The 20,724-nt window shown below is 67.8% G+C and carries 19 protein-coding genes and 1 pseudogene; 14 read left to right on the top strand and 6 right to left on the bottom strand.

The window, feature by feature from the left end; genetic code table 11:
• Positions 1-3: 3 nt before the first annotated feature.
• Both IB268_RS17890 and IB268_RS17885 read left to right on the top strand, forming a co-directional pair.
• A complete protein-coding gene (locus tag IB268_RS17890) occupies positions 4-456 on the top strand; it encodes a VOC family protein (RefSeq protein ID WP_088138916.1) in 453 nt (150 codons plus the stop codon).
• A gap of 61 nt (positions 457-517) precedes the next feature.
• On the top strand, positions 518-1,888 hold the full coding sequence (locus tag IB268_RS17885) for an alpha/beta fold hydrolase (RefSeq protein ID WP_192354579.1): 1,371 nt from the start codon (positions 518-520) through the stop codon (positions 1,886-1,888).
• Here IB268_RS17885 and gcvA read toward each other — a convergent pair.
• Positions 1,851-2,762: a transcriptional regulator GcvA gene (gene gcvA / locus IB268_RS17880; protein ID WP_054450403.1), complete on the bottom strand. Its 912-nt coding sequence runs from the start codon at positions 2,760-2,762 to the stop codon at positions 1,851-1,853. The genes IB268_RS17885 and gcvA overlap by 38 nt on opposite strands.
• Before the next feature lie 156 nt (positions 2,763-2,918).
• Between gcvA and IB268_RS17875 the strand changes: the two genes are divergently transcribed.
• The 4 genes and pseudogenes from IB268_RS17875 (at position 2,919) to IB268_RS17865 (ending at position 7,350) form a co-directional block, all read left to right on the top strand.
• Positions 2,919-4,130, top strand: coding sequence for a CaiB/BaiF CoA-transferase family protein (locus IB268_RS17875; RefSeq protein ID WP_175213918.1), 1,212 nt, complete (start codon positions 2,919-2,921; stop codon positions 4,128-4,130).
• Positions 4,127-5,269: pseudogene (locus IB268_RS31080) on the top strand (acyl-CoA dehydrogenase family protein); the annotation flags it as partial. The gene IB268_RS17875 and the pseudogene IB268_RS31080, both read left to right, overlap by 4 nt.
• A 60-nt stretch (positions 5,270-5,329) precedes the next feature.
• Positions 5,330-6,337, top strand: a complete 1,008-nt coding sequence (locus tag IB268_RS31075) for an MDR family oxidoreductase (protein WP_370528709.1) — start codon at positions 5,330-5,332, stop codon at positions 6,335-6,337.
• A gap of 44 nt (positions 6,338-6,381) precedes the next feature.
• A complete protein-coding gene (locus IB268_RS17865; protein ID WP_054450406.1) occupies positions 6,382-7,350 on the top strand; it encodes a tripartite tricarboxylate transporter substrate binding protein in 969 nt (322 codons plus the stop codon).
• Positions 7,351-7,401: 51 nt separating this feature from the next.
• Here the strand turns inward: IB268_RS17865 and norR are convergent, their stop codons facing one another.
• Positions 7,402-8,925, bottom strand: a complete 1,524-nt coding sequence (gene norR / locus IB268_RS17860; RefSeq protein WP_054450408.1) for a nitric oxide reductase transcriptional regulator NorR — start codon at positions 8,923-8,925, stop codon at positions 7,402-7,404.
• Between the two features lie 152 nt (positions 8,926-9,077).
• Here norR and ytfE point away from each other — a divergent pair, with 152 nt between their 5' ends.
• A complete protein-coding gene (gene ytfE, locus IB268_RS17855) occupies positions 9,078-9,758 on the top strand; it encodes an iron-sulfur cluster repair protein YtfE (protein WP_054450410.1) in 681 nt (226 codons plus the stop codon).
• Positions 9,759-9,783: 25 nt separating this feature from the next.
• On the opposite strand, the gene IB268_RS17850 is transcribed toward ytfE, so the two are convergent.
• Positions 9,784-10,092: a DUF1272 domain-containing protein gene (locus IB268_RS17850; RefSeq protein ID WP_119449037.1), complete on the bottom strand. Its 309-nt coding sequence runs from the start codon at positions 10,090-10,092 to the stop codon at positions 9,784-9,786.
• Positions 10,093-10,263: 171 nt separating this feature from the next.
• Here IB268_RS17850 and IB268_RS17845 point away from each other — a divergent pair, with 171 nt between their 5' ends.
• The 7 genes from IB268_RS17845 (at position 10,264) to IB268_RS17815 (ending at position 18,190) form a co-directional block, all read left to right on the top strand.
• The gene (locus IB268_RS17845; RefSeq protein ID WP_175159617.1) at positions 10,264-11,181 is read left to right on the top strand and encodes a DUF808 domain-containing protein; all 918 of its coding nucleotides are present in this window, start codon (positions 10,264-10,266) and stop codon (positions 11,179-11,181) included.
• 205 nt (positions 11,182-11,386) lie between these two features.
• On the top strand, positions 11,387-12,256 hold the full coding sequence (locus tag IB268_RS17840) for a hydrolase (RefSeq protein WP_054450417.1): 870 nt from the start codon (positions 11,387-11,389) through the stop codon (positions 12,254-12,256).
• A 61-nt stretch (positions 12,257-12,317) separates the two neighbouring features.
• The gene (locus IB268_RS17835) at positions 12,318-13,262 is read left to right on the top strand and encodes an ABC transporter permease (RefSeq protein ID WP_054450419.1); all 945 of its coding nucleotides are present in this window, start codon (positions 12,318-12,320) and stop codon (positions 13,260-13,262) included.
• Complete coding sequence (locus IB268_RS17830) at positions 13,259-14,077, top strand: ABC transporter permease (RefSeq protein WP_054450421.1); 819 nt, start codon at positions 13,259-13,261, stop codon at positions 14,075-14,077. The genes IB268_RS17835 and IB268_RS17830 overlap by 4 nt, the downstream gene beginning before the upstream one ends.
• The gene (locus tag IB268_RS17825; protein WP_175181212.1) at positions 14,077-15,732 is read left to right on the top strand and encodes an ABC transporter ATP-binding protein; all 1,656 of its coding nucleotides are present in this window, start codon (positions 14,077-14,079) and stop codon (positions 15,730-15,732) included. The genes IB268_RS17830 and IB268_RS17825 overlap by 1 nt, the downstream gene beginning before the upstream one ends.
• 91 nt (positions 15,733-15,823) lie before the next feature.
• Complete coding sequence (locus IB268_RS17820) at positions 15,824-16,444, top strand: GntR family transcriptional regulator (protein WP_054450425.1); 621 nt, start codon at positions 15,824-15,826, stop codon at positions 16,442-16,444.
• 186 nt (positions 16,445-16,630) lie between these two features.
• Complete coding sequence (locus tag IB268_RS17815; RefSeq protein ID WP_082400659.1) at positions 16,631-18,190, top strand: ABC transporter substrate-binding protein; 1,560 nt, start codon at positions 16,631-16,633, stop codon at positions 18,188-18,190.
• A gap of 45 nt (positions 18,191-18,235) precedes the next feature.
• Here the strand turns inward: IB268_RS17815 and IB268_RS17810 are convergent, their stop codons facing one another.
• Genes IB268_RS17810 through IB268_RS17800 form a run of 3 tightly spaced genes read right to left on the bottom strand, consistent with a single transcriptional unit; the run spans position 18,236 to position 20,723 of the window.
• Complete coding sequence (locus IB268_RS17810; RefSeq protein ID WP_119449042.1) at positions 18,236-19,231, bottom strand: tripartite tricarboxylate transporter substrate binding protein; 996 nt, start codon at positions 19,229-19,231, stop codon at positions 18,236-18,238.
• Between the two features lie 43 nt (positions 19,232-19,274).
• Positions 19,275-20,201, bottom strand: coding sequence for an allantoinase PuuE (locus IB268_RS17805; RefSeq protein WP_192354577.1), 927 nt, complete (start codon positions 20,199-20,201; stop codon positions 19,275-19,277).
• Positions 20,202-20,225: 24 nt separating this feature from the next.
• Complete coding sequence (locus tag IB268_RS17800) at positions 20,226-20,723, bottom strand: ureidoglycolate lyase (protein WP_225588993.1); 498 nt, start codon at positions 20,721-20,723, stop codon at positions 20,226-20,228.
• Between the last annotated feature and the right edge of the window lies 1 nt (position 20,724).

Below are 20,724 nucleotides of genomic sequence, written 5' to 3'. Positions count from 1 at the left end.
AAAATGCTCAAAGACAAACTGCTTGCCACGCATCACACGGCTGTCTGCGTCAATGATTTCGAACGCGCGCGCAATTTCTACACCGGCTTTCTTGGCTTCGAGCTGGAGGGCGAGATGGACCACCGCAGCGAGCCTGCGCTGGGCGAAGTGGTCGGCCTGCCGGGCGCGACCATACGCTGGGCCATGCTGCGCCACGGCGGACACCGGGTGGAACTGTTCAAGTACTACACGCCGGACGGCGACAGGCAGCCGCGCCGCCAATGCGATTTCGGCTACAGCCACATGGCGTTCGAGGTGGAGGACGTGGATGCCGTATACGAGCAGGCCACGCGCGCCGGCTATGAAAGCGTGTCTTCGCCGCGCGTCATGCGGCAAGGGCGCACCAAGGTGTTCTATCTGATGGAGCCTGAAGGCGCCATCACGGAGTTCATCCAGTTTATGAATCCGGCGGCCTGACGCCGCGCTGCGTCACGCTCCGCCGGCCGGGGCGCGCGCATCGATCTTCTGAGGAACAAGCATGACGAGAACGCTGGATATGGTCGTCCCGCCGACGGGCGAGGCCCTGGACGCCGCCCGCCTGGTCGCCTGGATCGTGGCGCCTGGCCAGGCCTTCAAGACGGGCGACGTGCTGGTCGAAATCGAGACCGACAAGTCCATCATCGAGGTGCCCGCGCACGACGACGGGATCATGGTGGAGCATCTGGTCGCGGTGGACGGCATCGTCAACGCGGATACGGTGATCGCACGCGTGCAGATGGAAGGCGAGGCTGCGCCGGCGGCGAGTGCGGCCGGCGTGCCGGCTCAATCCACAGCGGCAACGCCTGCGGCGGCCGCTGCCGCCCCGGCCGCCGCGCGGGCGCCGGTGGCGTCGCCGTCGTTGGCGCGTCCACTCGCGCAGCCTTCAGGAGAGCGCAAGTTCGCCACCCCTGCCGCCCGCCGCGTCGCGGCCGAGCGCGGTATCGCGTTGGACGCGGTTGCGGGGACCGGGCCCAACGGTCGCGTGACGGTGGCGGATGTCGGCCTGGCAAGCGGCAACGGACAGGAGGGCATGCTGGCCCGCGGCGCGCCAGGAGCAAAGCGCGAAGCCTGGGCGGCTACCCGCCATGGCGACATACGGTTCACGGTGTGGGAGGGGAGCCGTCCGGACAGCCAGACGGCGGTGCTGATCCACGGCATGTTCGGCGACCGCGACGCCTGGGCCAGCCTGGCGCATGCGCTCAGCCGCGCCGGACTGCGCGTGCTGGCGATGGATCTTCCTTGCCATGGCGCCACGCGTTCGCAGGCCACGCGCTTCGAGCATATCGTCGATGCGGTGGCCGACACGGTCGCATCCCAGTGCATCGGCCCCGTGAACCTGATCGGCCATTCTTTTGGCGCGGCGGTGGCGGCCCGGGCGGCGTCCCGCCCCGGCATGGCCGTGGACAGCCTGGTGCTGATCGCGCCGGTCGGCCTGGGCACTGAAATCGACCAGAGCTTTCTGACGGGCATGACGCATGCCGGCACCAACGAAGCGGCACAGCGCGAGCTGCAGAAACTCACCGTCTCCGGCATGACGCCGTCGGGAAACTTCATCGACGCCCTGCGCCAGAGCACGCAGGCGCGGCGCGAGCCCCTGATCGAGCTATGCCGGGAAGTAGGCTGGAACGGCGTGCAGCAACTGAGCATCGCGGCCGACCTGGCCAGCCTGCAATGCCGCTGCACGCTGATCCACGGCCGGCGCGACGCCGTCATCCCATGGCGCCACGCGCTGAACGCACCGGCCAGGACCGCGCTGCACCTGCTGCCGGATGCCGGCCACATGCCGCAATGGGAGGCCGGCAAGCTGGTGGCGGATATCGTGTTGGAGGCTTTCACCCGCCAGGCACCAGCGTCTCCATATGCTTGTTGAAGCGTTCGCCTTCCACCATCAGCCAGTCGCAGAAGGTCTTCAGCAAGCGGTCGTGGCGGCGCTCTTCGCGGATGATGAGGAAATAGCCCGGCGACTGCACCGTCAGCGGTCCGAAGGGCGCCAGCAGCCGGCCGTCCTCGATGTCGCTGGCCACCAGCGATGAATAGCCTATGGTCATGCCCAGGCCGTCGAGTGCGGCCTGGAGGGCGAAGTACAGGTGTTCGAGCTCCAGCGATTCGGCCGGCACGACCCGGCTGTGCTGCACGCTGGCCAGCCAGTCGTTCCAGGCGCTGCGCCGCGCGCGGCAGTGCAGGAAGGTGTGGCGCGACAGGTCGGTGATGCGTTCCAGCGGCAGCCGCTGCAGGAGGCCGGGCGCGCATACGGGAAAGAAGCTCTCGTTCAGCACACGGCGCTTGTAGAGGCCGGGGGTGGGCTCGGCCTCGCGCCGGATCACCACGTCCAGATTCGCGGGCAGGCGGCTGAAGGGCTCCAGTCCGGTGGATATCTCCACCTCCACCTCGGGATACTGCTCACGGAACCGGGCCAGCCGGGGAAACAGCCAGCGCATGGTGAAGGTGGGCAGGGCATTGACCCGCAGCACCTCGCGCGAACGCAGGCTGCGCGAGGCCGAGGCGATGGCGTCCAGCGCCGGGCTGATGGTGTCCAGATAGAGCCGGCCCTGATCCGTCAGTTCGATCTTCTTGCCCAGGCGGCGGAACAGCTTCACACCCAACCAGTCTTCCAGCGCCTTGATCTGATGGCTGATGGCGCCATGCGTGACGGATAGCTCGTCCGCGGCCTGGGTGAAGCTCAACTGGCGGCCCGCCGATTCGAAGGCGCGGATGGACGTCAGCGGCGGCAGTCTGGGTTTCATTGTGAAATTACCTCACAACAGTCGCTAGAAATGATGCCTGGCCCCGGCGTCCGCCCCGTGCTGGAATACGCCGCAAGGTTGCATACCGGGAAATCGGGGCGGCGGATGCCGTCCCGGAACACGCTGTGAATTTAACTCACCGGAAAGGGAGCAGGCATGCTGCAGGGCAAGGTCATACTGGATCTGACGTGGGTGCTGGGCGGGCCGTTTGCCGGCCAATTGCTGGCGCAACTGGGTGCCGAGGTCATCAAGGTCGAACCGGTGGGCGGCGATTACGCGCGCTCGGTGCCTCCCGTTTCCGACGTGCAGGATTCGCCGTTCTTCCTGTCGGTGAACCGGGGCAAGCGCAGCGTGGCGCTGGACCTGAAGCATCCTTTGGGCCGCCAGGCGTTCCAGGATCTGGTGCGCGAGGCGGATGCGGTGATCTATGGCTTCGCCTCGGACGTGCCGGCACGGCTGGGACTGGATCACGACACCCTGGCCGCAATCAATCCACGCATCGTGGTCGGCCAGCTGATCGGGCTGGACGACCGAGGTCCCTATGCAGGCGCGCCAGCGTTCGACCTGATGCTGCAGGCCATGTCGGGTTTGATGAGCATCACGGGGGAGGCCGGCGGCAAGCCGGTGCGCGTCGGTTATCAGGTGGCGGATCTGGCGGGCGGGCTGTACCTGGCGCTGGGTGTCGCCGCTGCGCTGGTGCAGGCGCAGGCCAGCGGCGTGGGAGAGCAGGTGCAGGTGTCGCTGTTCGATGCGCAGATGGCCATGCTGACCTGGCAGGCCCAGGGCTATCTGCAGGGCGGTCCCGTGCCGCGCGCCAGCGGGGCGCGTCACGGCATGATCGCGCCCAGCGACATTTACCGCACGTCGGACGGGCGCTGGATCGCCTTGGCGCCCACCGGCGATGCGTTCTGGCAGGCCTTGTGCGCCGCGATCGGGCTGCCGGAACTGGCCACGGACGCCCGCTACGCCACGCCCGCGGCGCGCGTGGCCAACGTGGATGCGCTGACCGAGGCCTTGTCAGGCGCCATCGGCGCGCGCAGCGCGCAGGAATGGCTGGATATCTTCGAGGCGCGGCGCGTGCCCGCCGCGCTGGTGTTGGGCGTGGACGAGGCGCTGGCGCATCCGTTGGCGGCGTCGCGCGGCATGGTGGAAGAGGTGGCCAGGCCGCAAGGCGGCGAGCCCGTTCGCATGCTCGGCAATCCCTTCAAGTTCGCAGGCCAGCCGCGGCTGGACTATCCGCCGGCCCTGGGGCAGGACACCGAGGCGTTGCTGCGCGCCATGGCGGGTTATGACGACGCCAGCCTGGCCGCCTTGCAGGCGGCGGGCGTGATCCGGACTGGCGCCGCGACAGCGGGAGCAATGCAATGACCGCCGCCGCGGACGAGCGCGACGCAGGCTTGCGCGAGGACGAGCGCGCGCTGCTGCGCGGCCTGGCGTCGTTTGCGCAGGAGGCGGTAGCGCCGCTGGCCGTGGCGGGCAGCGGCGCGCAGGATTGGGCCGGCGTCCAGATCCGCGACGCATGCCGGCGCGGATATGGCGGCATCGAGATCCCGGCGCGGGACGGCGGGCTGGGACTGTCCTACCGCATGCGGGCCCGGGCGGCGGAGACGCTGGCGGCGACGGATTTTGCCTTCGCCTTCGCGTTCATCAATCAGCACAACGTGGCCTTGCGCATTGCCGAACATGGCAGCGCCGCGGCGCGCGAGCGTTACCTGCCGGGGCTGCTGGCGGGCGACCTGATCGGGGGCACCGCCATGTCGGAGCCGCGCGCGGGCAGCGATTTCGCCGCCATCGCCACGCGGGCGCGGCGGCAGGATGGCGGCGGGTGGATCCTGGACGGCGAAAAGGCCTGGGTGGCCAATGCCGCGGGCGGCGAGCTGGCGCTGGTGTTCGCGCAGACCGATCCGGCGCGCGGGCCGGCCGGCATCGCCTGCTTCATCGTCGACCTGCGTGCGCCGCAATGTCTGCGTCTGACGGGCGCGGCGCTGGAAGGCCTGGGGGCGGCCGGCATCGCCGGCATCCGCCTGGAAGGCTATCGGGCCGAGGACAGCGACATGCTGTATGCGCCGGGCCAGGGTTTCCAAATGGCGCTGGCCGGCGTGAACAAGGCGCGCACGCACATCGCGGCGATGGCGGCGGGCCTGCTGGACAGCGCGTTGAGGCTGGCGGTGCGCCACGCGTCCGCGCGCCAGGCTTTCGGCCGCCCCATCATCGAACAGCAGGGTTTGCGCTGGTCGCTGGCGGACGTGTCGATGCGGCTGCAGATCCTGCGCATGTTGACGGACCGCGCCGCGGGCCTGATCGATGCCGGTTCGGACGAGGCGGTCCCGGCCGCGGCCATGGCCAAGAAATACGCCGGCGAGGAATGCCTGGACGGCGTTTCCGCCTGCATCCAGGCGCTGGGCGCAACGGGCTTGCTGCCGGCGCAGGGCATGGGACGGCGGCTGTTGGCGGCCAAGGCATTGTGTTTTGCCGACGGCACCACCGAAATGATGAACGAGCGTATCGCGGCCGGCCTGGCCTTGCGGTTCGCAGGGACGGCGCCTGCCACGGTGGCTGGCGCAACGATGCACAGGGAGGAAGGAATGTCGTATCAGGCCTTGAAGCTGACGCGAGGCGAGGACGGCGGCACGCAGGCGCGCCTGACACAGATCGCGCAAGACGAGCTGCCTGAGGGCGAAGTGCTGGTGGAGGTGGCGTACTCGTCGCTGAACTACAAGGACGCCCTGGCGATCACCGGCAAGTCGCCGGTGGTGCGCAGTTTTCCCATGGTGCCTGGCATCGATTTCGCCGGTACCGTGCGCCGCAGCGCCGATCCGCGCTTCAAGCCGGGCGACGCGGTGCTGCTCAATGGCTGGGGCCTGGGCGAGACGCGCTGGGGCGGATTGGCGCAAGCCGCGCGCGTGCCAGCCGACTGGCTGCTGCCCTTGCCGGCGGGCCTGGATGCCCGCCAGGCCATGGCCATCGGCACGGCGGGCTACACGGCCATGTTGTGCGTGATGGCGCTGGAACGCCACAACGCCACGCCCGAAGGCGGGCCGGTGCTGGTGACAGGCGCCAACGGCGGCGTCGGCACCGTCGCCATCGCGCTGCTGGCGGGCAAGGGATACACGGTCACGGCGAGCACCGGACGTCCGCAGGAAGCGGACTACCTGCGGAGCCTGGGCGCCAGCGGCATCCTGGACCGCGCCGCGTTGTCGGCGCCGGGCAAGCCGCTGCAGAAAGAGGCTTGGGCGGCGGCGGTCGATTGCGTCGGCAGTCACACGCTGGCCAACGTGCTGGCCGGCATGCGGTACGGCGCGCCCGTGGCGGCCTGCGGACTCGCCCAGGGCATGGACCTGCCGGCCACCGTGGCGCCGTTCATCCTGCGCGGGGTGACGCTGATCGGCGTGGACAGCGTGTATGCGCCCATGGCGCTGCGCGCGGAGGCTTGGCGCAGGCTGGCCGATGAATTGCCGCGCGGCATGCTGGAGGCCAATACGCAGGAGCTGGGCCTGTCGGAAATCGCGGCCGCCGCCGCGCCGTTGCTGGAGGGCAGGATACGCGGCCGCATCGTCGTCGACGTGAATCGATAAGGGCCGCAGCATAGCGACCCGCATACCACCAAAGGAGACTGGGCATGATGAAGCAACGATGGCGTTCCGTCATCGCTGCGGCGGCGCTTTGCGCCACCGCTGGCGCGGCATGGGGACAGGGGTATCCGGACAGGCCGGTGCGGCTGATCGTGCCGTTTCCGCCTGGCGGTTCGGTGGATTACGTGGCGCGCAACATCGCGCCCGTGTTGTCGCAGAAGCTGGGCCAGACCGTGGTGGTGGACAACAAGGGCGGCGCGTCCGGCACCATCGGCACCGCCGAGCTGGCGCGCGCGCCGGCCGACGGCTACACGCTGATGCTGGCTTTCGACTCGCACGCGGTTAACGGTTCGCTGTACAAGAATCTGTCGTACGACACGATCAAGTCCTTCGACTACATCAGCCTGATCGGCACCATGCCCGCAGTGCTGCTGACTGCCAAGAAGACCGGCATCACCACCCTGCAGCAGTTCCTGGACTATGCGCGCGCGCATCCGGGGCAGGTGAACTACGGTTCTTCAGGCGTGGGCGGCTCCAATCACCTGAACCTGGCCGCCCTGGCGGCGCGCACGGGCATCAAGGTGACGCACGTGCCTTATCGCGGGGGCGGCCCGATGTTCAACGCGGTGCTGGGCGGCGAGGTGGACGTGGTCATCGCCAGCCTGCCGACCATCGTTGGCTTCGTGCAGGGCGGGCGCCTGAACGCGCTGGCCATCGGCACGGCGCAGCCCGCGCCCGCGCTGCCGGACGTGCCGCCCATCGCCACGCTGGTGCCCGGCTTCGAAGCCTATTCCTGGGTTGGCATGCTGGCGCCGGCGGGCCTGCCGCCCGAGGTGCGCAAGCGTGTGCAGCAGGCGCTGCGCGACACGCTGGCGACCCCGCAGGTCAAAGACAGCATGGAGCAGGGCGGCTTCAACATCGTGTCCAGCTCGCCGGAGGAATTTCAACAGCGCGTGCAGGCCGAATCGCAGCGTTGGGGCAAGCTGATACAGGACACCGGCATAAAGATCGAATAGCGGCCTGGCATGGGCAGGGCTGCGGGGGCTGCCGGCGCCCCACGCCGCGCCTCAGCCCTTCAGCCCGATGCGTCGCGCCAGCTTGTGCAGATTGCTGGAGTCCACGCCCAGCGCGCGCGCCGCATGGGCCCAGTTGCCCTGGTGCGTTTCCAGCGCCCGGCGGATGGCCTGGCGCTGGCAGGCGTCCACCGCCTCGCGCAGCGTCTGGCCTGGACCGGCGGGCGCGTCGGCATCCTCCTGCGGCGCGGCCAGCGGCATGTCGCCGTCGGACAGGTCCAGCAGCTTGGCGCCCAGCGTCACGATTTCATTGCGCGTGGCGCCGTGGCTGACGGCCTTGATCGCGGCGCGGCTGATGACGTGCTCAAGTTCGCGCACATTGCCGGGCCAGCGGTAGCGGCGCAGCATGTCCTCGGCCTCGGGCGACAGCCGCAGGCTGCGCAGGCCCAGCCGCGCGCGGTTCAGTTCCAGGTAGCGGCCCGCCAGCAGCAGCACGTCATTGCCGCGGTCGCGCAGCGGCGGAATGGGGATGGGATAGACCGACAGCCGGTGATAGAGGTCGGCGCGGAAATCACCGGCGCGCACCAGGTCGCGCAGGCTGCGGTTGGTGGCAGCCAGGATGCGCACGTCGACGCGGCGCGGACGGTCGTCGCCCAGGCGCTGGATTTCGCCGTTCTGCAAGGTGCGCAGCAGCTTGGCTTGCACCAGCAGCGGCAGTTCGCCCACTTCGTCCAGGAACAGCGTGCCGCCGTTGGCGGCCTCGAAGCGGCCGGGGCGGTCGGCCACGGCGCCCGAGAAGGCGCCCTTGGCGTGGCCGAACAGTTCGCTCTCGGCCAGCGATTCGGGCAGGGCCGCGCAATTCACGTGCACCAGCGGCTTGTCGCGACGGCGGGAGAGCCGGTGCACGCGATGCGCGAACAGTTCCTTGCCGACGCCAGTCTCGCCTAGAAGCAGGATGGGCAGCTCCGAGTCCGCCACCACCTGGATCTCATGCAGCAGTCGGCCGATGGCTTCGCTTTGTCCCAGGATCTCGTTGTTGTCGGCGACGGCGCTGTCGGCCGGTTCGGCGCCGCGCGCCACGCGCAGCGCGCGGATTTCCGCTTCCAGGCGCGTGGTGCGCAAGGCGGCTTCCAGCAGCACGATGTAGTCGCGCAAGTCCGACTGGGCCTCGGCGTCGAAAGTGCCGACTTCCAGCGCGTCCAGCGTCAGCACACCCCAGGGGCGGCCCTCGATGTGCAGGCTGGTGCCCATGCAGTCGTGCACCGGCAGCGGTTCCCCGGCCATGCCGTTGATCAGGCCGTCATAGGGATCGGGCAGGGTGCTGTCGTGGTGGAAACAGGTGACGCCGCGCCGCGCCAGGATGGCCGCCAGCCGCGGGTGCTGCTGCACGGCGAAGCGGCGGCCCAGGGCATCTTGCGTCAGGCCGTCCACCGCGATGGGGCGCAGATGGTCTTCCTCCAGTTGCAGCAGCGCCACCGCGCCGCAACGGAAATGCGTGCGCAGGCTGGACACCAGCCGCTGCAGGCGGACGGCGGGGGGCAGGTCGGCGACCAGATCGGCAAGCAGGAGGTTTTGCATGGGGTGAATTTTACCGTTCGGGGTGGTTTAAACCTCACGTTTGCAGGGTGATATTCACCCTTTAATTTGCAGTTCATTGATAAATAGCAAGTTTTTCCTGGCACGGATTTCGCATTGCTTTCTGTACCCGTCACGAACTATGGAGAGACGCGATGAGCATGGTTGAGCAATCCCTGGGGCAGTTGGCCCGCAGCATCCCTGGCGCCACGCAGGTGTTTCATGAGTACCAGCTGGACTTCTGCTGTGGCGGCAAGAAGAGCCTGGCCGAGGCGGCGGCCCAGCGCTCGCTGGACGCGGCACAGATCGAGGCGCGCCTGATGGAGCTGGCGCGCAGCCCGTCCCACGAGACGGATTGGGGGCTGGCCTCGCCGGCCGAACTGGTCGATCACATCCTGGCGCGCTACCACGAGGTGCATCGCCAGCAACTGCCCGAGCTGATCCGGCTGGCGCTGAAGGTGGAGCAGGTGCACGCCGACAGCCCGGACTGCCCGACCGGCCTGGCCGATCACCTGCGCGTGATGCAGCAGGAACTGGAAAGCCATATGCAGAAGGAGGAACAGGTGCTGTTCCCGATGCTGGCGCGCGGCCATGGCGCCATGGCCGGCATGCCCATCATGGTCATGCGCGCCGAGCACGACGACCACGGCGTGGCGCTGGAACGGCTGCTGGCGCTGACCCACGACATCACGCTGCCGCGCGCCGCCTGCAACACCTGGCGGGCGCTGTACCTGGGGCTGCGCACCTTCAAGGAAGACCTGATGGCGCACATCCACCTGGAAAACAACATCCTGTTCGAGAACGCGGCCAGTCCGGCGGCGCACGCGCGCAGCTAGTGTCCGCGTCCGGGCGCCGCAACAGCTAGCGGCGTTCCGGCGGAATGCCGTCCAGGCTGCGCCGCAGGGCCTCGTGCGCGGCCAGATCGACCGGGCGGTGCTTGCGCTCGGCGCTGGCTGGGTACTTGCCCAGGAAATTCCCGCCTTTGCGGTCGCTGGCCGGGCGCACGGGCCGGGACGCGAAGCCGCCGCCGCAATTGGGGCAGACATTGCCCAGCAATCCTTCGGCGCAGGCAGCGCAGAAGGTGCATTCAAAGCTGCATATCCGGGCGGCGGTGGAGTCTGGCGGCAGCGCCGCATCGCAGTGTTCGCAGCTGGGTCGCAAGGCAAGCATGTGGCCTCCTGGGGCGAGTGTCGGGTTCTGGCGCCAGGGTAGGCCGGGATGGCCGGCGGCGCCATTGGCATTACGGACAGAAAAGAAGTGAAAACGGCCAGGCTGGTTACGCTTGGCGGGCGGCTGCCGCCTGTACACTCGAAAATCCTTTCGAGGCACAGGGGGTTCTTGATGGCTGGAAGCAGCTTCTTTGCACTGTTCGACGATATCGCGACCATCCTGGACGACGTGTCCGTGATGACCAAGGTCGCGGCCAAGAAGACGGCCGGGGTGCTGGGCGACGACCTGGCATTGAACGCCCAGCAGGTCACGGGCGTGCCGGTCAACCGGGAACTGCCGGTCGTCTGGGCGGTGGCCAAGGGCTCCTTCATCAACAAGCTGATCCTGGTGCCGGCGGCGCTGCTGATCAGCGCCTTCGCGCCCTGGGCCGTGACGCCCCTGCTGATGGTGGGCGGGGCCTTTCTCTGCTACGAAGGCGTGGAGAAGCTGGCGCACAAGTTCCTGCCGCACGGCGATTCGGACGAAGGCAATCACGCCGCGCGGGCCGAAGCCCTGCAGGACGACTCGGTCGATATGGTGGCGTTCGAGCGCGACAAGATCAAAGGCGCAATACGCACGGACTTCATCCTGTCGGCGGAAATCATCGTCATCAGCCTGGGGGCGGTGGCGGATGCGGACTTCACCCGTCAGGTGCTGGTGCTGTCGGTCATCGCCATCGCGATGACGGTCGGGGTCTACGGCCTGGTGGCCGGCATCGTCAAGCTCGACGACCTGGGCCTCTACCTCAGCCAGAAGTCGTCCCAGGCCATGGCCTGGCTGGGCCGGCGCATCGTGGGCGCGGCGCCCTATCTGATGAAGACGCTGTCGGTGGTTGGCACCGCCGCCATGTTCATGGTGGGCGGCGCCATCCTGACTCACGGCATCCCGCCGGTGCAGGCCGCGGTCGATCAGGCCGCCGCAGCGGTCGGCGGGGGCGGGGTGGTGCAGGCGCTTACGGCCACCTTGCTCAACGCCTTGTTCGGCATCGTGGCCGGAGCCGTGGTGCTGGGGGCGGTCAGCCTCGCCAAGCGGTTGTTCAAGAAAGGTTGAAGCGGGCAGGCGTCGTCCCGCCCGGCGGGACGCGCCCCGAGCCATCCAGGGGAGCGCCGCGGCGCTCCCTTTTTACGTTCCTAGGGAATCCCCTGCCTTGTTGGGCCGGAATACGTGCGCCTAAAATTGGCGCCAATTTATGTGATCATTATTTTGACCACCGGCACAGACCATCGGCCTCTGCGGCCATGGAAACGAGGAAATCATGCAGTCCAACGCAGCACTTGCCATCCAGCCCGACGCCGCCCGCGCGCGGGCCATGTACGACCTGGGCCACAGCACCGTCTTCGCCGCCCGCTCCGATCCGCGCTTTTCCTATTGCACCTATGTCCCGCCGCACATCGACAGCGCCAGGCATCCGATGCAGCTGGTGGTGATCATGCACGGCACCGGCCGCGCCTTCGTGGAATACCGCGACGCGTTCGCCGAGTTCGCCCGCTGGAACGACTGCATCGTGCTGTGCCCGCTGTTCCCCGTGAGCCCGCTGGGCGACGGCAATCGCGACGGCTTCAAGCAATTGCGCGAAGGCAACATCCGCTACGACGAGATCCTGCTGGACATGGTGGCGGAAGTGGGCGAGAAGTTCGGCTGCGACTTCAAGAAGTTCGGCCTGTTCGGCTACTCCGGCGGCGGCCAGTTCGTGAATCGATTCGCCTACCTGCACCCGGAAAGCCTGTGGGCCGTGTCGATCGGCGCGCCGGGCTCGGTCACGCTGCTGGATCCCAGCCAGGATTGGTGGGTGGGCGTGCGCGATGCCGAGACCCGTTTCGGCAAGCGCATCGACATCGAAGCGCTCAAGCAGGTGGCGGTCCACATGATCGTGGGCAAGGCCGACCTGGAAACCTGGGAAATCACTCACCGCGAAGGCGGAAAGTTCTTCATGCCCGGCGCCAACTCGGCCGGCAATACCCGCCCGGAGCGCCTGGAGTCGCTGCGCCGTTCGTTCGAGGCGCAAGGCGTGAACGCGGTGCTGGACGTGGTGGAAAACGTGCCGCATGACGGCTTGAAGTGTGTGGGCCAGGTGCAGGACTTCCTGGCCTCCGCCCTGCGCAAGCTGCGACATGAAGACAACTGAGACCGGCGGACGCGGCGCTTGCGGGCATCCGCGAGTCCGTGACCAGGAATAGGAGAGGGGCATGCTGCGTTTCGCGCTATCCCGGATCGTCATGGCCATACCGACGCTGCTGATCGTGGCGGTGGCGGTATTCGTGATGATCCGGCTCATCCCGGGCGACCCCGCCCAACTGCTGCTGGGTGACCTGGCGACGCCAGCCGCGCTGGCTGACCTGCGGGAGCGGCTGGGGCTGGACCAGACCTGGCTTACCCAGTTCGGCATCTGGTTCGGCAACATGCTGCACGGGGACCTGGGGTCGTCCATCAATACCGGCCAGCCGGTGCTGCCGCTGGTGTGGGACCGCTTCCTGATCAGCGGCCGCGTGGTGGTGGTGGCGGTGCTGTTCGCCGCGCTGGTGGCGGTGCCGGCCGGCATGATCGCCGCCTGGAAGCAGAACAAGGCGCCTGACCTGTTCCTGGTCGGCACGGCCACGCTGCTGGTGTCGATTCCGACCTTCTGGCTGGGTTTGCTGCTGCTGATCTTCTTCGGCCTCAAGCTGCAGTGGCTGCCAGTGGTGGGCTACGTGTCCATCGGCGAGGACTGGAAGGCCGGCCTGCTGTACCTGGCCATGCCCATCCTGACGCTGTTCCTGCATGAGATCGGCGTGCTGATGCGCATGGCGCGGGCCAGCACGCTGGAAGTGCTGCGGCTGGACTACATCACCCATGCGCGCGCCAAGGGGCTGTCGGAATCCGCGGTGTTGATGCGCCACGCGTTCCGCAATGCCTTCGGACCCACCTGGACGCTGATCGGCCTGGTGCTGGGCAACCTGCTGGGCGGCATCGCGGTGGTGGAAACGGTATTCACCATCCCCGGCCTGGGGCGCCTGCTGGTGGACTCCATCTTCGCCCGCGACTACCCCGTGATCCAGGGCTGTCTGCTGTTCGTGGGCGTGGTCTACGTGATCGTGAACCTGTTCATCGACCTTTGCTATCCCCTCTTTGACCCGAGAGTGACCGCCGAATGAAAAAGCGAATTGCAGCCAACGCGCTACTGGGCGGCGTCATCGTGGCGCTGATGCTGGTGGCGGCCGTCATGGGCGCCTTCTGGACGCCGCATGACCCGCTCAAGATCAACTTCGTGGCGCGCCTGAAGCCGCCTGGCGGCGAGTTCCTGCTGGGCACGGACGAATTCGGCCGCGACGAGCTGTCGCGCCTGCTGGCGGGGGCTTCCAGCAGCGTCTGGATCAGCCTGCTGACGGTAAGCTTCGCCATCGTCGCGGGCACGATCATCGGCACCCTGACCGGCTTTGTGCGAGGCTGGACCGACCGCATCATCATGGCCTTCAACAATGCCTTGCTGGCCTTTCCCGGCCTGCTGCTGGCGCTGGGCCTGCTGGCCGTGGTGGGCGCCAACAAATACGGCATCATCCTGGCGCTGGGCCTGGCCTACACGCCCTCGGTGACGCGCATCGTGCGCGGCACGGTGCTGTCGCTGCGCGAGAAGGAGTTCATCGAATCCTCGCGCGTGCTGGGCAACTCCGAGCTCTACACCATGTTCCGCCATGTGCTGCCCAATTGCGTGGCGCCGCTGACGGTGCTGGCGACCTCGATGTTCGGCTGGGTGATCCTGGCGGAAAGCGCGCTGTCCTTCCTGGGCCTGGGCGTACCGCCTCCCGCGCCCACCTGGGGCAACATGCTGGCCGCTGCCCGACCGTTCATGGCGCAGGCTTCCTATCTATCCATACTTCCCGGCCTGGCCATCGCGCTCGCGCTGCTGGGAATCAATCTGCTGGGCGACGCGGTGCGTGACCGCCTCGATCCCCGCATGAGGGGCGTGTAATGAGCGCATTGGTATCGGTATCGAATCTGTCGCTGACCGTCGGCCCCGGCGGGCGCGAGATCGTCAGCGGAGTGTCCTTCGAGGTGGCGCCCGGCGAGATGGTCGGCATCGTCGGCGAATCCGGCAGCGGCAAGACGCAGGCCGCGCGCGCCATCATGGGCCTGACGCCGTCGCCGCTGGTGGTGGCTGGCGGCTCCATCAAGTTCGAAGGCGTGGACGTGACGCAGGCGTCGCCGGCTGCGCTGCGCAAGCTGCGCGGCGCGCGCATCGGCATGGTGTTCCAGGAGCCGATGACCTCGCTGAATCCGTCCATGCCAATCGGCCGCCAGCTGGATGAGGGCCTGCGCCTGCATCGCAAGGACCTGTCCGCCGCCGCGCGCCGCGAACGCATCCTGGAAATGCTGCGACGGGTCGGCATCCGCGATCCCAAGGGAGCGATGGAAGCCTGGCCGCACGAGTTCTCCGGCGGCATGCGCCAGCGCATGATGCTGGCATCGGTGATGCTGCTGGAGCCAGCGCTGCTGATCGCCGACGAGCCCACCACCGCGCTGGACGCGGTGGTGCAGCGCGACGTGCTGGAACTGATGGTGGACCTGACCCGCGAACACCATACGGCGGTGCTGATGATCAGCCACGACCTGCCAATGGTCGCGCGCTACACCGAGCGCATGGTGGTGATGCAGCATGGCAAGGTGCTGGAGACCGGCGCCACCGCCAGCATCCTGGAGCGGCCGCAGCATCCCTACACGCGCAAGCTGCTGGACGCCATGCCGCGCCGGCTGCCGGCGCGCCAACTGGGCAAGGAGCCGCCCATCGTCGAGGTCAAGAACCTGGTGGTCGATTACGCCGGCCACCAGCGGCTGTTCTCGCGCACCGGCGCCAAGCGCGCGCTCAACGGCATCGACCTGCATGTCAAGCCGCGCGAAGTGGTGGCGGTGGTGGGCGGCTCGGGTTCAGGCAAGACCACGCTGGGCCGGGCCATTGCCGGACTGCTGGCGCCCACTTCGGGCCAGATCCTGTTCCGTGGCCAACCGGTGAACCGCCGGTCGGCGTCCTGGCGCGACTACCGGCTGAACTGCCAGATGGTGTTCCAGGATCCGTATTCCTCGCTGGACCCGCGCATGACCATCGGCCAACTGGTGGGCGAGGGCCTGCGCATGCTGGACGACATGCCCGCGGCGGAAAAGCGACGCCGGGTGGACGAAGTGCTGGCCGAAGTGGGCCTGGGCTCCGAGTACGCCAAGCGCTATCCGCACGAGATGTCGGGCGGGCAGCGTCAGCGCGTGGCGATCGCCCGCGCCATCGTGCGCCGTCCGGCCTTCGTCATCGCCGATGAGCCGGTGTCCGCGCTGGACGTGACCGTGCGCGCGCAGGTGCTGGACCTGTTTGCCGACCTGCAGGAACGCCACGGCTTTTCCTGCCTGTTCATCAGCCACGACCTGGGCGTGGTGGAGCAGGTGGCCGACCGCGTGGTGGTGATGCGCGACGGCGGCATCGTCGAGCAGGGCTCGCGCGACGCCGTGTTCGACCAGCCGCAAGAGGAATACACCCGCAGCCTGCTGTCGGCGATTCCGGCGTTGGAATCCACCGATACCGGCGGCGTGCGCCTGCGCTGGCGGCTGGACCAACAGGAGCCGTTGCGGGCCAGCGCCTGAGGGCCGGGTATCCCAGGGGGCGACGGCGCCGTACCCCAGGGATACTTACGCATAAAATACGCGCTTCGGATTTGATAGACGGGAGTGGTCCATGCCGAAAGCGGCAACGGCGCAACCCGGCCTGGTTGATCGCATCGCCCACGATATACAGGCGGGCGTTTACGGTCCCGGCGCCTGGCTGAAACAGATCGACCTGCAGGAACGCTACGACGCCAAGCGTCTGGACGTCCGGCGGGCGCTAGACCAATTGGCCGCCAAGCGGCTGATCGCGCACATCCCGAACCGGGGCTATCACGTCTATGCCATGGATCCGGACCAGCATCTGCAGATCCGCGACATCCGCATCCTGCTGGAAACGGGCGCGGCGGCGGACCTGATGCCCAACGTCACCGCGGGCAAAGTCAAGGCACTGCGCACCCTGGCCGAACGCTTCGCCAAGCTGTTGCAGGACGGCACGCTGCTGGAACAGTACGAGGTCAACCTGGCTTTCCACGCGGGCATGTACGACATGTGCCGCAATCGCGAACTGGTCGCGCTGATCCACGAAACGCGCGCCCGCGGCCCGGCGGCGCCAGCCAAGGAATGGGTGACGCGTTCGCGCATCGAGATCTCCGCGCGCGAGCATTTCGACATGGTGGACGCGCTGGAAGCCCGCGACGTCAAGCGTCTGCAAAAAATCATTGCCCAGCACGTGGGGCAGGACATCTCCTGACGCTGCCAGCGTGTCCCGCGCTGCACGCATGCGGCGGCCTTCGGAAAGAAGGCCGCCGTTTTTCATTCCGGCGGCGTCTTCAGGGATACCCCCGATAGCGGAGCGGCGCATTCCGCTCATAATGGGCAGCTAATTTTGGCGCCAATATATGCGTGAATTTTGCGCCGCACGCCGGGGAGTTTTTGCATGCACCACGTTTTCGTACCCAGAGCGCTCGCGCTCAGCCTGGCGCTGGCCGCCGCCGGTTCGGCCCAGGCCGCGCTGCTGACCATCGCCCAGCCCGCCGACATCCGCTCGACCAACCCCGGCGTCAACCGCGACAACACTACTGACGGCGTGGTGCTCAACATCGTGGAAGGTCTGGTCGGCTACCGCGAGAACGGCACTGTGGGCCCTCTGCTGGCGAAGTCGGTGGACCTGTCGGAAGACGGCCTGACCTACACCTTCAAGCTGCGCGACGGCGTCAAGTTTCACAACGGCGCCGCACTGACCTCGGCCGACGTGATCTGGAGCTGGCAGCGCTACATGGATCCCAAGACGGACTGGCGCTGCCGCAGCGACTTCGACGGCCGCAACGGCCTGAAAGTGACGGACGTGTCCGCGCCCGACGCGCAGACCGTGGTGATGAAGGTGGACCGCAAGTCGGCCGTGTTCCTGGATTCGCTGGCCCGCACCGATTGCGGCATGACCGCCATCATCTCCAAGGATTCGGTCGCGGCCGACGGTTCCTGGATCAAGCCGGTGGGCACCGGCCCCTACATGTTCAAGGACTGGAAGCGCGGCGAATACACCTTGCTGACGGCCTACAAGGACTACGTCTCGCCCGCCGGCGACAAACCGGACGGCTACGTGGGGTCCAAGCGTCCGCTGGCCGACGAGGTCAAATTCCTGGTGGTGCCGGATCCTTCCACTTCGAAGGCAGGCCTGCTGTCGGGCGCGATCGACGCCGCGCAGATCACCAACACCGACGTGGGCGAACTGAAGAACGCCAAGAACCTGACGGTGTTCAGCCCGCATGACGCGGTCAAGCACGTGCTGCTGTTCCAGACCGAGGATCCGGTCCTGAAGAATGTGAAGATCCGCCAGGCCATCGCCGCCTCGCTGGATATTCCGCAGGTCGTGGCCGCCGCCTCAGAAGGCCTGGGCCAGCTGAACAATTCCGCCGTCTACGCGGGGTCGGCTTATTACAAGGACGCGGAAAAGCGCGGCTACAAATACGATCCGGCCCGGGCGCAGCAATTGCTGAAGGAAGCCGGCTACAAGGGCGAGCCCGTGGTCATCTACGCCAACAAGCGCGCCCACGTACCGAGCTATCAAGTCGCGGTGATCGCCCAGGCCATGATGCAGGCGGTGGGCATCAACGCCAAGATCGAGGTGCTGGAATGGGCCACGCAGCTGGACCGCTACAACACCGGCAAGTACCAGATCAGCTCGTTCTCGTTCTCTTCGCGCCTGGATCCGTCGCTGAGCTTCGAGCAATTTTCGGGCGACAAGGCCAAGCAGCCGCGCAAGGTCTGGGATGATCCGGCGGCGCAGAAGCTGATCGATGAGAGCTTTCTCGAATCCGATCCGGCCAGGCGCCAGGCGCTGTTCGACCAGCTGCACGCCCTGATGCTGGAACAGACCCCCATGCTGATGCTGTACAACGGCGCGGACGCATGGGCATCCAGCAAGCGCGTGGAAGGATTCTCGGTCTGGGAAGGCAAGCCGCGGGCCTGGGAAACCAAGGTCCGCGACGGCAAGTAAGACGCTTGACGGCGCCGGGCCGCCAGTGCGGCCCGGCCTGAATCGCTAGTCGAGCTTCACGCCCGCCTGCTTGATCACCGCGGCCCAATCGCGCACTTCATTGCCCAGGAACGCACTCAGCTCGGCCTGCGTGGACGGCGCCAGGATCAGGCCCTCGTCGGCAAAACGCTTGCGCAGCTCGGCGTTGGTCAGCACCTTCTCCAGCGCCGGTTGCAGGCGCTGCACCACTTCCGCCGGCACGCCGGCGGGCGCCATCAGGCTGTACCAAGTGGTGGCTTCCAGTCCCTTCACGCCTTGCGATGCGGCGGTCGTGACTTCGGGCAGGGCGGGCGACTTCTCGATACCCGTCACCGCCGCGGCGCCGACCCGGCCGCCCTTGTACTGCGGCAGCATCTCCACCACCTGCGTCACGCCCATGCTCAACTCGCCCGAGGCCACCGCCAGCAGCACGGGCGCGCTGCCCTTGTAAGGCACGTGCACCAGTTTCCCGCCCGTGGCCAGGTTCAGTACTTCGCCGGTCAGGTGGGTGATGCTGCCCGCGCCGGAAGAGCCGAAGGTCAGCTTGCCCGGATCCTTGTTCGCCAGGGCGATCAGCTCGGGCAGGTTCTTCGCCTGCAGGCCCGGATTGACCGCGAATACCAGCGGGCTCTTGCCCACCAGCGTGATCGGCGTGAAGTCCTTGACCGGGTCGTAGTTCAGGTTCGGATACAGGCTGGGCGCGATGGCCAGCGTGGACACGTTGCCCAGCAGCAGCGTGTAGCCGTCGGGCTCCGCTCGCGCCACCGCATTGGTGCCGATGGTGCCGCCCGCGCCGGCGCGGTTTTCCACGATGACCTGCTTGCCCAGCGTGTCGTTCAACTGCTGCGACAGAGCACGCGCCAGGGTGTCGGCCGCGCCGCCGGGCGGGAAGGGCACGACGATGCGGATCGGTTTGCTGGGATAGGCCTCGGCTTGCGCCGCCGGGCTCAGGCCCAGCGCCAGCAACCCGGCCAGGGCCGTGGCCAGCAGGCCGCGGCGATTGATTTTCTGGTACTTCGACATGCTGCTCTCCTGATGAGAAAACGTGGGCGATGCAGAAAATGAATCAGCGCGCGGCGTCCTGGGCGGCCGGATGGTGCGCATGCCAGTGGCGCGCGATGTCGGCGCGCCGGCAGACCCAGACGTCGCCGTGCGCCGCCACGTGGTCCAGGAAGCGCGCCAGGCCCGCCGCGCGGCCCGGCTGGCCGACCAGGCGCAGATGCAGCCCCACGGACATCATCTTGGGAGCCGTGGCGCCTTCCTCGTACAGCATGTCGAACGCGTCGCACAGGTACTCGAACAGGTCCTGCCCCGTGGCCATGCCGCCGCGGATGAACTTGGCGTCGTTGTTGGCCAGGCCGTAGGGCACCAGCAGATGAGGCTTGCCGGCAACTTCGGTCCAGTAGGGCAGCTCGTCGTTGTAGGTGTCGGAGTCGTAGAGAAATCCGCCTTCCTCGGCCAGCAGGGCGCGGGTGTTCAGGCTGGGGCCGTAGCGGCAATACCAGCCCAGCGGCCGCGAGCCCACCGTGCGGGTGATCGATTCCACGGTGCGGCGGATGCGCTCGCGTTCCTCTTCCAGCGTCAGGTTCTGGTGCCGTTCCCAGCGCCAGCCGTGCGCGCACACGTCATAGCCCGCCGCCTTGATGGCCTCGCAGACTTCCGGATTGCGTTCCAGCGCCAGGCCGCAGCCCAGTATCGTGGCCGCCATGCCGCGCTCCTGCAGCAGCCGGTGCACGCGCCAGAAGCCGATCCGGCTGCCATACTCGAACATCGACTCTGCCGCCAGGTCGCGCCCGGCGAAGCCGCCCGCGCCGCCCTCGGTCAGTCCGGTTTCGGATTCAGCGTCGCCGTCCGGCACCGAAGGCTCGCCGCCTTCCTCGTAGTTGATGCAGAGATTCAACGCCAGGCGCGCGCCGCCCGGCCAACGGGGATCGGGCGGGTTGGCGCCGTAGCCGACGAAATCGCGGCGCAAGTGGGGATGATCGGTAGTCATAGCGGGCTAGCCATCGGGATAGAGTCAATCGGAAATCGAAACCAGGGCGTGCGGAGCCGGAGCCTGCCAGAACTCGTCGTCATCGCCGCGGCCGGTCTGGCCCATCAGGACCAGGAACTCCGCCGGCCCCCGCAGCACGGTCAGGCCGTGATGCCAGGCGCCCACGCGGTAGCACACGCCCTGGCTGCCGGTTGCGAGAAACGCTTCCAGCCGCGCCATGTCGGGCAGGTCGTCGGCCCCGGTAGGCGCCACCACCACCAGATAGGGCGAGTCCGTCAGCGGCACGAAACTCTGCGCCGCATAGCGGTGGCGCTCCATCAGCCGGATCTCCACCGGCCCGGGCGGCGCCGCCTGCACCCGGCTGACCCAGCTGGCGTGCCGCACAACTTCGGGGCTGTGCCGCATGGGCTCGGTCAGATGGTGACGGCGCTCCGCGCCCTGGTGCGCGATCACTTCGCCATAAGGCGCGAAGGCCTCCGGCGTGAGCGGCCGCGGGCGGATCACGAGCGGGGAGACATCCATG

This window comes from Achromobacter sp. ACM01, from assembly GCF_014851745.1.
In the GTDB taxonomy this organism is placed as follows: Bacteria; Pseudomonadota; Gammaproteobacteria; order Burkholderiales; family Burkholderiaceae_B; genus Achromobacter; species Achromobacter aegrifaciens.
The sequence above is the reverse complement of the archived record's forward strand: the minus strand, read 5'-3'. Positions and strand labels throughout refer to the sequence as shown.

Bases quoted from the DNA above. Each gene is read 5' to 3' on its own strand.
- IB268_RS17890 (WP_088138916.1), top strand. From the start codon at position 4: ATGCTCAAAGACAAACTGCTTGCCACGCATCACACGGCTGTCTGCGTC.
- IB268_RS17885 (WP_192354579.1), top strand. From the start codon at position 518: ATGACGAGAACGCTGGATATGGTCGTCCCGCCGACGGGCGAGGCCCTG.
- gcvA (WP_054450403.1), bottom strand. From the start codon at position 2,762: ATGAAACCCAGACTGCCGCCGCTGACGTCCATCCGCGCCTTCGAATCG.
- IB268_RS17875 (WP_175213918.1), top strand. From the start codon at position 2,919: ATGCTGCAGGGCAAGGTCATACTGGATCTGACGTGGGTGCTGGGCGGG.
- IB268_RS31075 (WP_370528709.1), top strand. From the start codon at position 5,330: ATGCACAGGGAGGAAGGAATGTCGTATCAGGCCTTGAAGCTGACGCGA.
- IB268_RS17865 (WP_054450406.1), top strand. From the start codon at position 6,382: ATGATGAAGCAACGATGGCGTTCCGTCATCGCTGCGGCGGCGCTTTGC.
- norR (WP_054450408.1), bottom strand. From the start codon at position 8,925: ATGCAAAACCTCCTGCTTGCCGATCTGGTCGCCGACCTGCCCCCCGCC.
- ytfE (WP_054450410.1), top strand. From the start codon at position 9,078: ATGAGCATGGTTGAGCAATCCCTGGGGCAGTTGGCCCGCAGCATCCCT.
- IB268_RS17850 (WP_119449037.1), bottom strand. From the start codon at position 10,092: ATGCTTGCCTTGCGACCCAGCTGCGAACACTGCGATGCGGCGCTGCCG.
- IB268_RS17845 (WP_175159617.1), top strand. From the start codon at position 10,264: ATGGCTGGAAGCAGCTTCTTTGCACTGTTCGACGATATCGCGACCATC.
- IB268_RS17840 (WP_054450417.1), top strand. From the start codon at position 11,387: ATGCAGTCCAACGCAGCACTTGCCATCCAGCCCGACGCCGCCCGCGCG.
- IB268_RS17835 (WP_054450419.1), top strand. From the start codon at position 12,318: ATGCTGCGTTTCGCGCTATCCCGGATCGTCATGGCCATACCGACGCTG.
- IB268_RS17830 (WP_054450421.1), top strand. From the start codon at position 13,259: ATGAAAAAGCGAATTGCAGCCAACGCGCTACTGGGCGGCGTCATCGTG.
- IB268_RS17825 (WP_175181212.1), top strand. From the start codon at position 14,077: ATGAGCGCATTGGTATCGGTATCGAATCTGTCGCTGACCGTCGGCCCC.
- IB268_RS17820 (WP_054450425.1), top strand. From the start codon at position 15,824: ATGCCGAAAGCGGCAACGGCGCAACCCGGCCTGGTTGATCGCATCGCC.
- IB268_RS17815 (WP_082400659.1), top strand. From the start codon at position 16,631: ATGCACCACGTTTTCGTACCCAGAGCGCTCGCGCTCAGCCTGGCGCTG.
- IB268_RS17810 (WP_119449042.1), bottom strand. From the start codon at position 19,231: ATGTCGAAGTACCAGAAAATCAATCGCCGCGGCCTGCTGGCCACGGCC.
- IB268_RS17805 (WP_192354577.1), bottom strand. From the start codon at position 20,201: ATGACTACCGATCATCCCCACTTGCGCCGCGATTTCGTCGGCTACGGC.
- IB268_RS17800 (WP_225588993.1), bottom strand. From the start codon at position 20,723: ATGGATGTCTCCCCGCTCGTGATCCGCCCGCGGCCGCTCACGCCGGAG.